Source organism: Sutcliffiella halmapala (assembly GCF_002019665.1).
GTDB classification, from domain to species: Bacteria; Bacillota; Bacilli; order Bacillales; family Bacillaceae_I; genus Sutcliffiella_A; species Sutcliffiella_A halmapala.
In genome coordinates this window covers 4581890-4596874 of the sequence record NZ_KV917375.1, presented here as the reverse complement: position 1 = coordinate 4596874, position 14985 = coordinate 4581890, and the positions used below count along the sequence as shown (strand labels likewise).

General features: G+C 36.6%; 12 protein-coding genes. 8 read left to right on the top strand and 4 right to left on the bottom strand.

Features of this window, described 5'->3' with window-relative positions; translation table 11 throughout:
- Positions 1–9 precede the first annotated feature (9 nt).
- From BK580_RS23985 to brnQ, 3 genes are all read right to left on the bottom strand, one after another.
- Positions 10–1074 (bottom strand): hypothetical protein, encoded by a 1065-nt coding sequence (locus BK580_RS23985; RefSeq protein ID WP_235864096.1) that lies wholly within the window; start codon positions 1072–1074, stop codon positions 10–12.
- A 16-nt stretch (positions 1075–1090) separates the two neighbouring features.
- Positions 1091–2380, bottom strand: a complete 1290-nt coding sequence (locus tag BK580_RS22555; protein WP_078382492.1) for a spore germination protein — start codon at positions 2378–2380, stop codon at positions 1091–1093.
- A gap of 138 nt (positions 2381–2518) precedes the next feature.
- Positions 2519–3871 carry a branched-chain amino acid transport system II carrier protein gene (gene brnQ / locus BK580_RS22550; protein ID WP_078382491.1) on the bottom strand — a complete coding sequence of 451 codons (1353 nt, stop codon included), beginning with the start codon at positions 3869–3871 and terminating at the stop codon, positions 2519–2521.
- A gap of 381 nt (positions 3872–4252) precedes the next feature.
- On the opposite strand from brnQ, the gene BK580_RS22545 reads away from it, so the two are divergent.
- From BK580_RS22545 to BK580_RS22530, 4 genes are all read left to right on the top strand, one after another.
- Positions 4253–4927 carry a GntR family transcriptional regulator gene (locus BK580_RS22545; protein ID WP_078382490.1) on the top strand — a complete coding sequence of 225 codons (675 nt, stop codon included), beginning with the start codon at positions 4253–4255 and terminating at the stop codon, positions 4925–4927.
- Between the two features lie 391 nt (positions 4928–5318).
- Complete coding sequence (locus BK580_RS22540) at positions 5319–6275, top strand: ABC transporter substrate-binding protein (RefSeq protein WP_078382489.1); 957 nt, start codon at positions 5319–5321, stop codon at positions 6273–6275.
- A 155-nt stretch (positions 6276–6430) separates the two neighbouring features.
- Entirely contained in the window at positions 6431–7438 is a 1008-nt protein-coding gene (locus tag BK580_RS22535; RefSeq protein WP_078382488.1) for a FecCD family ABC transporter permease, read from the top strand.
- Positions 7435–8397, top strand: a complete 963-nt coding sequence (locus BK580_RS22530; protein ID WP_078382487.1) for a FecCD family ABC transporter permease — start codon at positions 7435–7437, stop codon at positions 8395–8397. The genes BK580_RS22535 and BK580_RS22530 overlap by 4 nt, the downstream gene beginning before the upstream one ends.
- A gap of 100 nt (positions 8398–8497) precedes the next feature.
- Here BK580_RS22530 and BK580_RS22525 read toward each other — a convergent pair whose 3' ends face one another.
- Positions 8498–9931, bottom strand: coding sequence for an aminotransferase-like domain-containing protein (locus tag BK580_RS22525; RefSeq protein WP_078382486.1), 1434 nt, complete (start codon positions 9929–9931; stop codon positions 8498–8500).
- A 406-nt stretch (positions 9932–10337) separates the two neighbouring features.
- Here BK580_RS22525 and BK580_RS22520 point away from each other — a divergent pair, with 406 nt between their 5' ends.
- The 4 genes from BK580_RS22520 to BK580_RS22505 all read left to right on the top strand — a co-directional run bounded on the left by BK580_RS22520 (position 10338) and on the right by BK580_RS22505 (position 14982).
- Positions 10338–11393, top strand: coding sequence for an LLM class flavin-dependent oxidoreductase (locus tag BK580_RS22520; protein ID WP_078382485.1), 1056 nt, complete (start codon positions 10338–10340; stop codon positions 11391–11393).
- 411 nt (positions 11394–11804) lie between these two features.
- On the top strand, positions 11805–12725 hold the full coding sequence (locus tag BK580_RS22515; protein ID WP_078382484.1) for a YhfZ family protein: 921 nt from the start codon (positions 11805–11807) through the stop codon (positions 12723–12725).
- A gap of 260 nt (positions 12726–12985) precedes the next feature.
- Positions 12986–13819, top strand: coding sequence for a phytanoyl-CoA dioxygenase family protein (locus BK580_RS22510; RefSeq protein ID WP_078382483.1), 834 nt, complete (start codon positions 12986–12988; stop codon positions 13817–13819).
- Positions 13820–13884: 65 nt separating this feature from the next.
- Positions 13885–14982: a Gfo/Idh/MocA family protein gene (locus BK580_RS22505; protein WP_078382482.1), complete on the top strand. Its 1098-nt coding sequence runs from the start codon at positions 13885–13887 to the stop codon at positions 14980–14982.
- Positions 14983–14985: the final 3 nt, after the last annotated feature.

Below are 14985 nucleotides of genomic sequence, written 5' to 3'. Positions count from 1 at the left end.
GGATTATTTTTAACTTCCCTTTTTTGAAGCGCAAAATAGCAGGAAGATGGAAAGTAGATCTAAAATAATGCGGAAAACGAAGAAATAAAGGAAAAGTTTCATCAGATTTATTTCGTCCACATAAAATTGAGTTATTAAGGCGGAAATAACTACGATACCAATACCGCTCCACTTTGTTTTCCCTCCAAAATCTGCTGTCATCATCTGCAGAAACTTAATTGACGAGTGATAGATTAATATTAGATACATCAATGTGATGCCAATTAGCGCGAGAATAAAAACGATAACGACTCTTTCTAAAAAAAAGTAGTCAACATGCATACTATCGATTGTCGTTATCCACACATAGTTTTCTATTCCTACACCATTGAGTCCGAAGTACCCGATTGGGATGAAATAGGAAAAAGAAAAAATGACACAAATAATTGTCCAAGCTAACCATAAGTACCTCTTCGAAAAAGGGCGAATATGTTCACTGTAGATTAAAAAGTTAGTGAATCCTGTAAATACAAATAATCCAGCTACAACCGAATTCATTTTTGGGGAGTGCATGACGTAAGTCAACGATTCATTAATGGAATCCCATAATACTAAGTCGTCTGTAAAAAATCTTAGTAATATTAGGAGGATGAGTGGTGTAGCAAATAAAACAGTCATTTCCAACATGAATAATAAGGAATTTGTTTCACTCAATATGGAAAGCACGATTAATAAGAGAATGCAATAAAAGATTAAGTTTGGGTTTAAGGTTAAAAATTCCCCTATAATTTGCATGATGGAGTGAAGAAACAAAATTCCTGAAAAAATACTTAGTGTGAAATTAAGAGCAAGGAACGATTTTTTGAAAAAACTTGGCAAGACTCGATTCAAAATCTCCGATAAATTTTGTCTGGGGAATTTTCTTATTTGGCTTTGAAATACCAATAGTAGAATGGTGCCAGCTAAGGTGGATAAGGCAAGACTCGTTAAACTTCCATTATAACGATTTTTGTATACCAGTTGAGGGATGAAGGCTGTTACGCTTACTACTGCATTGATATAAAATAAATAAATGTAATAACGTTGTCCTAGCATGAATATCCACCTACAATTAGTGATTAGCAAATAGTTGCATATACGGTCTACCTAAGCTGCGTAAATTACAGAGATATGCGATAAGCGCAAATGCTCCTATTAGTACTCCTACAGTTCCAAATAAACTTCCGAAAATAATTAAAGGGTATCTTATAATTCTGATAGCTTGATGCATGGAATTGATAGGAATAACGAAAATCGAAAGTGCAACAACAGCAATCACCACAATCATCACATTACCCACTAAGCCAGCTTGAGATGCTGCTTGACCAAGAATTAAGCCACCAACAGTAGTTGCGGATGAGCTGATGGTTCTTGGTAACCGAATACTGGCTTCACTTAAAAATTCAGCCATCAGCATCATAAAGATAATTTCAGCGTAGGAAGGGAAGGGAACGGAGATTCTGTTCCCTGCAATTAAGAGTGCAAATTGAACTTTTAGAATTTCTGGAGAATAAGAAATCACTGCTACGTATAAAGCTGGAAAGAAAAGAGTAATGATAAGTGCGATATATCGTAGAAGAATAAAAAACTTTCCTACGGTTGGTAATTCTACAGGATCATCCATCGATTTAAAAAAATCAAAGAAGCTAGCTGGTCCTAGTAAAGCCCAGGAAGAGCCTTCAATGAGAAAAACAATTTTCCCTTGAGACAGATTCGTCACTACTCTGTCAGGTCGCTCCGTTGTCAAAAATAAAGGAAAGGGGCACCACTTACTATCCATCAATAATTTTTGTAATTGACCTGCCGATTGCAATATATCAACTTTAATGTTTTCCAGTTTATTATTAAGGTGCACAAGGGCATCATGATCACATAGATTATTATCATATAGAATCATAAGACTTGTTTTGGAGCTTTGTCCCACTGTGTGGCTTTTCGCTATTAATGTATCTTGGCGATACCGATTACGAATAACATTTAACGAGATACCTATTTTCTCGCTTAAGCTATCTTTCGGTCCTTGAAGAACACTTTCTTCGGTTGACTCACTTAGAGACCGAACTTCAAATTTGTCCAGTTTAACAGTGTAGATTTTATCGTCCTGTGTAATTAGCACAAATCCATTGAAAAGCTTTTCAACCCCAGTTTTTTCTTCTTCGATTAAAGACCATTCTTCAAATGACTTTACATATTCTAAAAACTCATGGATTCCGTCGGTATTATAAAAAATCGAGATGATATGTTCAGAAATTCTATTTTCATCACAAAGTGATTTAAAATAATAAAGAGTGATGTTAAAACTTTCTTTTTTTACTTCTCTCTCAATAAAATCATCATTTTCTTTCAAATTCTTCAGATTCATTAAATCACCTCACAAGAATTATTTGCATATAGTAGAAAATTATTCCTCGTCAATAAAAACGGTATATGTTATTCCTAAAAAACAAAAAAAGAAACCTGACTATTAGCCAGGTTTCTTTCTATAGTAGATCCTTTTCATTTAACTAGCGATTTTCTCCACTCGTTCAGTTTGAGCGTTGTCGTTTGTAACTATGCCCCATACAAATCCTACTATTCCACCAACAACAGCCGGTAACATCCAGCCTAAGCCTACTCCATATAAAGGAAGGATAGTTGCAAATAGGTCATTAATTGGAGCAAATTTAATTCCCGCAGCGTTTAAGCCATCAAATAGAGCGACAATGGAAGTGAATAGCATACTACCTTGATATACCTGTTTCATTCCCTTAAACAATGGATGTAAGAAGGTTAATACCATTAAACAGATTACCAATGGATAAATAGCAACTAAAACTGGTACGGATATAGCGATTAATTGAGATAATCCCACATTAGCAAAAGTAGCACTAGCTATGGAAAATATAATAACAAATGACTGGTAAGAAATACTTGGTAATAGTTTATGGAAGTAAGTAGAACAAGCAATCACAAGTCCGATACTCGTTGTTAAACAAGCTCCAAAAACAATTAAGCTAAGCAAGATCCCACCGTATGATCCGAAAAAGTGATTTGATGCCCCAGATAGAACAGCTCCTCCATTCTCTAAAAGACCAAACATTTCCACACTTGAAGCCCCAATATAGGAAAGTGAAGTGTAAATGATAGCTAAAAGAGCGGAAGCAATCAATCCGGCTTTAGTAACGGCGAGCATAATTTCTTTCTTCGTTGTCGCGCCCTTATCTTTTACAGCATTGATGACAATGATTCCGAAAACTAAGGCAGCAAGGGCATCCATTGTAAGGTATCCCTCTTGGAATCCTTTAAAGAAGGCGTCTGTTAAAAAGTTTTCTGTTGGTGCTTGGATAATTCCAATAGGATTAATAAATGCTGTTACGATAAGAATTCCGATGAAAATCAATAATAACGGTGTTAAGATCTTCCCGACAATATCCACAATTTTAGAAGATTTTAATGAAAAAAAGGCGGTAACTCCAAAAAATATCATCGAAAAGATTACTAAACCAATCGTGCTGTTCCCCTCAGAGATAAACGGTCTAACACCAATTTCAAAAGAAGCAGTTCCTGTCCTTGGGATTGCAAATAGTGGCCCGATAGCTAAGTAAAGAGCAACTGTGAAAACAACACCGAAAGCAGGATGTACCCGACTTGCTAATGATTGTAAATCACTTTTCCCTGAGAACCCCATTGCTAGCACACCTAGTAATGGTAACCCAACTCCAGTAACGATAAATCCAGTTATAGCAGAGCCAATATTTGTTCCTGCCGATTGACCGAGCATCGCTGGGAAAATTAAATTTCCTGCACCAAAGAATAAAGCGAAAAGCATAAACCCAATAGCTAGTAGATATGAAAATGGAACTTTATTCGTCATATTAAATCCTCCTAGAAGTCTAGTTATCTTGGTGTTTATTATTTTAGTAAGTAGATTCTTTCTACTTAACAATTAAAAACAAGAATAAGAAATTAGTTTTTATCCTAACTCTCAGTTTTATTGAAATTCACTATTTTTCAGATCCTATCGTTTGTGCTGTTCCTCCTCTAAAGTGAGTATGTAATATATTGCATAACAAAAGATAACATATGCGAAATGTTTATGCAATATATTACGGGCGATTTTTTGTGGGTAAATGCAATATATTGTATTTTTCAGAAGAATAATATACAATTTTTATATATCTAACTAAAATTTAATGAGGACAAATTTCTCGCTTTACAATTTTACTTGAGAAAAATCAAAAGGTGGTTTATAAAAATGCCTATACCTACTAATTTTTTATCGCCTACTCGTGTGTCTGCAAAAGGACGTGCTTTTTCTCAAATTCAAGAATGGATCATTGATGGCACGCTTCAACCGAAAGAAAAGCTGAATGATGCTGATCTTGCACAAGCTTTAGGGGTAAGTAGAACCCCCATTAGGGAAGCGCTGCAATTACTTAATGTTCAAGGGTTTGTTGAAATGTTTCCAGGGGTTGGCACCCAAGTCACTTCTGTTAATAAAGAGGATGTAAGCAAAATATTGCCTCCATTAGGTGTCTTACAAGCCTTAGCGGCTGAACATGCAACCCCCCTTATAAGTCAGGACACGATTGATACATTGCGTGAGATTAATACTGAATTTGCTCAGTCGATTAAAAAAGGTGATTTTTATTCCGCATTAAAGCAGGATGAACAGTTCCATAATATTATCGTAGAGAATGCACAGAATTCGTATATCACAAACTCAATTTCAAATCTCCAGGCACATGTTCTGCGTCTTTATTTTCATCAATCCATTATTCTTACCGATGATTCTATTGAGGAGCATGAAGCTATATTGAAGGCGTTTGAGAATAGTGATAGTGAAACTGCTGCTAGAATAGCACGGAAGAATTGGCTTCGTGCCATTGATGAGTTTTATGCTGAACAAAAAGATAGAGACGAAAAATAAAGGAAACAGCCTTTTGCTGTTTCCTTTATTTTTGCCAAATTTTGAACTTTTTCGTTGGATCGAATGCTTTGCAATTTATTAACAAGGCTCTTTTCTAAAAGTTTATAGGTAGAAAAGAATGAGATCTTCTATAAAACTTACATGCTTATTTGAATAGAAACACGCATTTTGGATTATTCTTTGTTCAAAATGCGTGTTTTTTTCTGACGTAAAAGCCACAAGGGGTAAGAAAAGGGCCAAAATCAACCAAGAATATAGCAAAAAAGCAGAATGAAGTTTTAAAACTGGATGGAAAGCAATTTTTAAAATTGGATGGTGTAAAATCGGAGGAATTGAATTATTATCTTCTTTGATAATAATTATCAATTTCAATTAATGAGGAGGAGCATCATTGTTTAAAAGTACTTTTTCTATAAGCCTAGCACTGTTTTTCATTCTTATACTATCAGGGTGTGGGGAGATAAATAACGCGAATAATACTCAAGGGTCAGAAAATAGCAATGACCAGGATCAGAATACTTCTACAAGTATTTCACATGAATGGGGGACTTACGAAACAGAGAATAGCGCTGAAAAAATTATCACGTTGGATTTTTCTTTTCTTGATACGTTGACAAGCCTAGAAGTCACACCAACGGGTAATGCTGGGGTGGGTACAACAAAAATACCAGAATATCTTCAAGATCAAGTGAGGGAAGTAACGGATGTAGGTGAAAGGAAAGCACCTAATCTAGAAGTAATACAATCTTTAAATCCAGATATTATTATTGCAAGTGTAGACCGACATAGTATGATTCGTACAGAGTTAGAGGACATTTCGGATACTATTGCTTTAGATGATTTTAACTTTAATCAAATATTAGAAAATGTAAAAACCATCGGTGAGATAGTGCGAAAACAGGAAAAGGCAGATCAAGTAATCTCTGATTTGCAAGACAAAGTAATAGAAACAAAGAAACAAATTAATCATTCTCCTTCTATTTTAGTCGTTGGCTACTTTGATGATGAATTTACTGTGTGGGTGAAGGATTCCTTTATAGGGTCATTATTAAGTGAAATTGGATTTGAATATGCATTTAATGGGGAAAAGGCAAATTTAGAAGGTAAGGGGGAAGGCGTTAAAATGACGCTGGAGCGTCTATATGAGATTAACCCTGATTTCATTATGATTTACGGTGATAATCATGACAAGTTAAAGGAGAATCCGTTATATAAAGATTTAAATTCAGTAAAAGGGAATCAATTCCTTGAAGTAGAGAGAAATTTGTGGTCTAGAGGTCGCGGACCAATTGCTGCAAGTAAAATTATAGACGAAGCGTTATCTATTCTATCGGAATCAAATAATTAATAGACACAGTACACTTGGGAAACGAACACAGGGTACAAGAATCAGGGATTACTTAATATCTAATATGCAACAATCTATCAGAAAAATCATTATTACCAATTAATCAGTGGTGGAATAGATAGATTACATAACTGGTAGAGTGAAATGAGGTATTAATGAAAAAACAACAAAGGTTAAGTGGGAATTTAATAAAACTAATCATGATATTTTCTGTATTCTCGTTTGTCCTAATAATCATTTCTGCTGTTACAGTAACCTTTCGGGTTGATGGACTTACATGGAAAAATATGTTCCAACTAAACGACTCTGTTTTGAGTTATACAGTTTGGAGTATACGTATGCCCCGTCTTTTACTTGCAGTAATACTTGGAGCATCATTGGCAACAGCGGGATGCTTGTTACAGGCTATGACACGGAATTCACTTTCAGATCCTGAAATCATAGGAATAAATCAAGGGGCGTCTTGTTTTGCAGTTATTGCTATTATGTTATTTGAAGGGCGCGGCAATTCTACCGTTATCATGATTGGAGCTTTAATTGGAGCAAGTGTAGTAGCAGTATTGATTTTTCTAATCAGTCGTTATAGTGGGAAGGATTTTTCGCGCTTATTGTTAGCAGGAGTAGCGATAAGTGCCTTTATGGGAGCATTTACGACAAGTATTATTTTGTTATATGAAACACAATTGTCTGAGGTGCTTTACTGGATGGCTGGAAAGCTTTCTGGAGCAGAGTGGCTTGATAACCAATTAGCTTGGGCAGTAAATATCCCTGCTATCTTGTTTGCATTTCTGTTGGCTAATTCTGTGAATACGCTTGTACAAGGTGAAGAAATTGCTCTTGGTTTAGGTGTTAAAGTAGTGAGAACTCAACAGTTATTAGGACTATTAATTATCATTATGACAGGCAGTGCAGTAGCAGTTGCAGGACCTATCGGTTTCATCGGGTTAATGGTACCTCATATGTCCAAAAGAATAGTAGGGGCGAATCACCGAATAGTCCTTCCGTTGGCCGCATTAATGGGAGCAAATCTACTTGCTGCTGCTGATTTTGCTGCACAATGGGCATTCTATCCTACTGAAATCCCTGTGGGCATTGTTACCGCCTTCTTAGGTGTTCCCTTTTTTATCTACCTTTTACGTAGAAGTGGAGGGAAGATTAGGTGAGAAAGCTTCGTTTTATTTATTTTATATTAATTTTACTAGCACTAATTTGTTTGATAGCTATCGCAAGTTTAAAATTTGGGGCGGTTCCCACACCGTTTTCTGAGCTATTCGAAAAAGATGGATTAGTTCTTAAATATCGTTTACCACGAGTGATACTAGCTGCTTTGGTAGGCATAAATATGGCGCTGTCTGGAGCAATTTTGCAGAGTATCACAAGAAATCCGCTTGCAGCTCCAGATATTATTGGTATTTCAGCAGGAAGTGGTTTTGTAGCGGTTGTCGTGCTATTGATTTTTCCAACAGTTTCTGGCATCATTCCCTTTTTTGCATTTATAGGCGCTGTTATCGCAGCAGGAATTGTATACCTTCTTTCTTATCAGAAAGATGGAATAAAGCCGATGAGACTAGCGTTAACAGGTGTTGCGGTTTCTGCTGGTTTTAATGCAGCTATCACCTTTTTAATTGTAAAATATGCTCTTACGTCATCTCAGGCTTTGGTTTGGCTAAAGGGAAGTTTATACGCACGTTCTTGGCAGCATATTGAATTACTATGGCCATGGACACTAGGTGGATTAATAATTATTATTTTCAGCCATAGATATTTGAATCTCTTTCAACTAAATGAAGAAGCATTAATTGGGCTAGGGATGCGAGTAAATCTTGTTCGACTGTGCATGCTTGTAACCGCTGTAGGATTAGCTGCAAGTTCTGTAGCTGTTGCAGGAACAATAGGATTTGTCGGTTTGGTAGTGCCACCATTATCTAAGTTGCTTGTTGGGACCAATAGTAAATATTACTTGCCGGTTTCCGCATTACTAGGTGCATTACTTGTCATGATAGCTGATTTGGGTGGAAGAGTTATCTATCCACCTCTTGAAATACCTGCTGGAATTATAACTGCAATAATCGGTGCACCGTATTTCGTGTATATATTGTTTGTAAGGAAAAAGAATATTTAGTTTAGTAGGGGATTGAGATGGGTCTATAATTAACACTAATAATACCAAAAGGGTGACCAAATACGATTGGTTGCCCTTTTGGTATATAGTCAGACCTTCATTAAAGAGAAGCCTTTATTGCGGCAGCAAGTTTGGTTATACCTGAATCAATTTCATCGATACTAGGTCGTGCATAAGTTAATCTCATATATCCCGCATTAGATCCATAGACGCTACCAGGAACAAAAACTACATCCCGCTTTATTGATTCATCCAGTAAATTTCTATCTTGAACTTCCGGAATTATTTTACACCAAATGTGTAACCCACCATATGGGATGGAAAAATCAACTAGCTCTTTCATTTCTCTTTGTAATGCACTCACCGTTACATCCCGTTTGTTAATCAAACTTGATTTTAAATTTTCAAGATGAGGTTCGAAAAAAGAAGATGTGATGAATTGAGCAGCAATATGTTGTGGTATTATATTGAACCCTAGATCCATCTGTCTTCTAACGTCTGCAAGTCTTTGAATAACGCTCTGGGGGGCTACAATCCAACCGATTCGTAAGCCTGCAGCTGCTATTTTTGAAAAAGAGCCTATAAAAAGCGTGCTAGATGTTAAATCCGCTGCTTTTAATGGTGGAGGTGGCTTTTCATTAAATGATGCTAAACTAAATGAATCTTCTTCTACAATGGGGAGGCCAAGCTCACTAACAATACTAAGTAACAATTTTTTTCTATCTGGACTAAGTAATGTCCCTGTAGGGTTTTGAAAATTGGGGTTTAGAAAGAGCATTTTTAATCGATATTTTCGATGCATGGTACGGATTTCTTCCGGTAGAATACCATATTTATCTGTTGGAATTCGATAGATTCTTATCCCAGATGATTTAAACATTGGTAATGAGAGTATAAAGGAAGGATCCTCTACTCCTATAGCATCTCCTGGTGAAAGTAGACTTAGCATAATTAAAGATAGAGCTTGTTGAGAACTCGTAGTAATTAAAATAGATGATTCAGTCGTTTGAATCCCTCTATATTCTTTTAAAAAGGCGACCAGTGCTTGTCTTAGTGGCAGGTAACCTTGTGGATAATCATAACCTTGGTTTGGAAGGTAATGATAGTCTTTCATGATTTCATTTATTGCTTCTTTAGGTACCAAATCTTCTGAGAGCTTACCACTGGCAAAATCAATAATAGATGAACTCTGTGCTACGGCCTCTCTTGCTCTTCGAAGTAAAGGTAAATTTGGTAATAAGTTTCCACTTTCTATATATCGATTCCAACTGGGAGTAAGAATGTTAGGCGCGTCATTTTGATATTGACTTACTATTGTTCCCTTCCCGCGTGCTGTTTCCACTATGCCACGAGAACGAAGCTCTGAATATGCAAGTACGACAGTACTACGATTGACTTTTAGTTGTTCAGCCAATTTTCGTTCCGAGGGAAGCTTACTCCTTGAAGGAAATTCTCCATAGGAAATTTTCTTTTCTAATACGTTGGCAATCTGTTGATATATTGGTAATTGATTATTCCGATCAAGATTCCACATAGATCCACCCTCAAACTAAGTATTCTTTGAATAGGTAATAGAAAGAAAAATAACATAATAATCATAAATGTATTCTACAAAAATATCAAAAATTATAAATCACCCATTTTGATTAATCTTTCTCAAAATGGGTGATTTTAATGTGCATATTAATGCTAGGTTTTATAGAGTGTTTTTAGGCGTTTTCCTACAATTTTTGCAGACTGTTGTTTAGGAGACAAATGCTTCTTATTGTTGGTTGTGTCGTTTAGTGTTTACTTGTTATATTTTAAATGCAACATATGTTGCATAAACAAACTGTGTTATTTAGTTTGTAATGATAGTGATAGTAGCTTGTTCCAATGCAAATGGTCGGAGTGCATGGATTAATAAAATACTATTTTAATATAGGGAGGATGTATATATAATGAGTAAGTTTGAATTTGGTATTTATTCATTAGGAGATCGTATTCCGAATGGAAATGGTAATACTACTACTGCTAAGAGGCGAATAGAAGAAATGATCCAAATTGCTAAAATGGCAGATCAAGCAGGACTTGATATATTTGGAATTGGAGAGCATCATCGTTTGGATTTTGTTACATCATCCTATGCAATGATACTATCAGCGATTGCTCGTGAGACGGAAAATATAAAATTAACAAGTGCACTTTCGGTTATCAGTACTGCTGATCCTGTTCGAGTATACGAAGATTTTGCAACTCTAGATATTATATCAAATGGTCGTACAGAAATCATATTAGGTCGTGGTGCATTTTTAGAGTCTTTTTCTCTATTTGGAGCGGATATAAATAATTATGATGTGTTATTTGAGGAAAAGTTGAAGTTATTTATGCAATTGCAAGAACAGGAAGTGATAAATTGGGATGGTCAGTTCCGCTCGTCCCTTAGAAATGCTCAAATTGCACCAAGACCGATTCAAAAAAAATTGCCAATTTGGATTGGTGTTGGTGGTACTCCTACAAGTGCCAGACGTGCAGGGAAGCTTGGTTTGAATATGGCACTTGCCTTGTTAAGTGGACAAACTGAATCTGTGAAGCATATAACAGACCTATACTGGCAAGCTGCAAAAGAAGCAGGGCATGATTTATCGAAGCTAAGAGTAGCTGTTACGGGGCATGCATACGTAGCCGAGACAGGAGAAAAAGCTACCCGAGAGTTCTTACCATATTATAATCAGTACCTAGGTTACTTCATGCAGGAGCGGGGACGACAATTTTTTACAACAGAAGATCAATTAATAAAACAGCGTTCAGCAGGAGAAATTTTAGCAGTCGGAAGTCCAGATGATATTATAGAGAAGATATTGTATCAGCATGAATTATTCGGACATTCTCGCTTTATGGGGCAAATAGATTTAGCTGGCCTACCATTGGGACAAGTTGAAAAAGCGATTGATTTACTTGCTAACAAGGTAGCACCTATTGTCCAAAAGGAAATTGCTAGAAAAAATAATAGTTAATGACGAAAAAATTTTTAAAAGTAAATAACAGAGTCCAAATGTTACAGTAGTCATGGTAAAGATTGTAGAAGGAAAAGATTTTAGTAAATATGATATCTACAAAGTATATGAAAAATGAAAAAATTGTTAATTTCGACACTCTATTCTTAATAGAGTGTCCTCTTAAACTTAGCCAGCTTTTTTACATAACCTTCGATTGTGCGTACCTTTACCTAATTCTTTATCACCGCATTTTGGGCATAAAGTTACTTTTGTAGGATGATTCATGAGAAAACCTCCTTTAAAAAATCGCAGTCTTCTAAAATTCTATGCTAATTTTAATATAAATGCCTAAATCGATTTTTTAACTAAATATTCAATTTATTCTAAAAATAACTTGATTGTATTTACACTTTTCTGTATATTGAAAATATGAAAACATTAAACTCTAAAATTTCAGACTTAACGAAACAGATAGCTAAAGAATTATTAAAATGTCATGTTGGGCAGAAAATCCCTACAACGAGTGAGCTTGCACAGAAATTTTCGGTTGGGTATGGAACGATTGAAAAAGCAATGACAGCACTAAAAGAGATGAGGGCAATTAAAGTACAGCCAAAAGGGCAAATGGGGACTTATTTATTAGACAAGAACTCTGCAGCATTGTGGTCGATTATGGATTCAGGTCCGATTAGAGGATCGCTCCCGCTCCCGAATACGCTTGAGTTTCAAGGGCTAGCATCCGGATTGACCGAATCCTTAAAAGAGAAAAATATAGACTGCAGCTTTTCGGTGAAAAATGGAGCAAAATTGAGAATTAATGAATTGCTTAACAATCAATGCGACTTTGTTCTATTATCACAGCAGGCAGCAGTGTGGGGGTGTGAAAAGTATGAAAACCTAAAAATTCTAGGTACCTTTGATGACAAAAGCTACTATGGAGATATGATTGTGTTATGTCGAAAAGATGCTTCGAATAAGGTGGAAGAATGGCGAATTGGAGTAGATGAAACTTCCTTGGACCATATTGAGTTCACGAATAATTTGTTCGAAAAAAATGAGAAAGTAAAGGTTATGTATATGCATAGTCCTTACCTGATTGCTGATGGTTTCATTGATGCTGCGGTTTGGCATAGTTCACAACTCGTTCCGACCATGTTGATTGATACGTTAACCTTTCGACCAGTGTCCTATGAGGAGAATAAGTCTGGCATCAACAGTATGGCAGGTGCCATTATAGTGAACAAGGATCATGGAGAAATCGCTTCCTTGCTAACAGAATTATGCGATATAGAAAGAGTTTTGGAGATTCAAAAAGAGGTCATAGCGAGAAAGCGAATTCCTTACTATTGATGGATGATTCTTTCCACTAGATTATTCTATGTTTTCCTATTTACATGTATATGTACTACTAGAAAAAATCAATATATTGATTTTTTCTTATGCCCAATATTGAAACGTTTCGAATGGTTGCCTATCTATTAGTTAAGCAAATTGATACAAGACATATAAGGAAATTAGATTTCAGCTAAATGAAATGTAAGCGCTCTACTATAACCAAGGAATGATAAGTCTTATTTATATAGATTATCAAAAAAATTGGAGGGAATAGGATGATTATTCAATTAACGGAGCAAGAAAAAGCAACGAAGCAATTAAGCAAGGAGACACTTGAAATCGCTGTAGAGCAAGTGAAAGTAAACGGTTACATTGTGTTTGATAAGGTGATTTCAGAAGAAAAAATAACGAAAATTCGTAATGCATTTGATCCTTTGTTTGATGACTTTATTGAAAGAAAAGGGTACAACACTGGTACGAATCGTGCACAAATGTTTCTGCCATTCCAAGAGCCATTCATTGATGAAGACGTTATTTGTCACCCAATCGCAACTGCTGTTATCGATGAGCTTTTAGGCGATTGGAATCATTGTAATTACTTTGCCTCAGATACTCCAATGCCTGGATCAGATTATCAAAATGCTCATTGTGATATTATGCCACTATTTCCGGACTTATCTGTTCCTTTACCGGCTTTCAGTTTAGTGCTCAATATCCCATTAGTGGATGTGACGGAAGAGAATGGACCGCTTGAAGTATGGCCTGGTGGAACGCATCTAAACCCTGATCGCGCTAATCATGATACCTTAAACAACACAGTGAATCCACATCTACACATTGTACGTGCAGCAGAGCACATGTACTCCGAGAAAGTACTGATGCCAGCAGGCTCCATCGTAATCCGTGACATCCGAATGTGGCATCGTGGAACACCGAATCGTTCCGATGCACGCAGAACCAACCTAGCCATGATCTTCAACAGAAGCTGGTATGGAGCAGGCTCCACCATCCCTATACCACAAGAAACCTACGACAAACTACCAAAAAAAGCCCAAGAACTCTATAGAATGGAAAAAATCGGTAGACCAGCAAAAATGCCATGGGAATGAATACTAGTAGAAAAGTAGAATTTGATTAAAAATAACGAAAAATTCCAAAGCGAGGTGCAACCCAAATGAAATTTTACCTAATAGGAGCAGGCGTAATTGCAAGATCACACGCCGATGCAATCCTTAAACTGCCAAACGGTGCTGACATAGAAGTAAAAGTAGCCGATCCCAATCCGCATGCCCTAAACGAATTTGTGAAGCTTCATCCTAAAGCAACTCCGTTTTCCGATGCAAAAGTCATGCTAGCAGAAGAAGCGAAGCAAAACGACATTGTCGTTATTGGTACACCACCATTTACCCATTTTGAGCTATCACGTCTAGCACTTGAGTCTGGAAGACATGTGTTATGTGAAAAGCCATTAGTAATGAAGCGTGAAGAGGGAGAAATTCTGCTAGAAATCGCAAATAGAAAGAATCTACTGCTAGGCTGCTGCAGCGACCGATTTTTAGGACTGCAAAAAACGGAAGAAATCAAGAGGCTACTGCAATCGGACGCGGTCGGAGAGGTATATAAAGTGACATTTGTCTATCGTGGACAACGGTCAAGACCTGGAGTGGAGTATCAGCCTGAAAGCAAATGGTTTTTGGATCGCTCTAAAAGTGGCGGTGGTATTGTAATGGATTGGGGTCCATATGACTTTGCTGTCTTAAATGATATTTTCAAACCATCGGCAGTGGAGGTTTCTGCAGCGTGGGTTAGTAAACCAGAGACAGAAGTAGACCCTGTAGATACCGTATACGACATCGAAGGCCATGTAGGTGCCATGCTTAAATATCATCTGGATGGAAAAGCGATTTGGGTGCAATATGAACGCGCATCTTGTACACATGGTGAAGCGTATCACCACGTTGAGATTGAAGGTACACGTGGAGCGCTGCAATGGTCGCCTTATTTTGAATCGGACAAGGTGATTTATACAAGAGATAAAGCTGGGGAAGTAGTGACAGAGGAGAAAGAGATCGTTCATGAAGGGAATATTGGATTTATGGACAACCCAGTTTATTATTTTTACAAAAAAGTTAAGGGTGAAGCTTCTCCTGCATTGACGAATGAACAAACAATCTTCAATTTCTCCTGCGTCCAGAGTCTTTATGACTATGTAGAAACGGGAACGGTTCAAAGGATAGAAGCTGGCGTTACCAAAACAAATCAAGTGGTCTAAGAA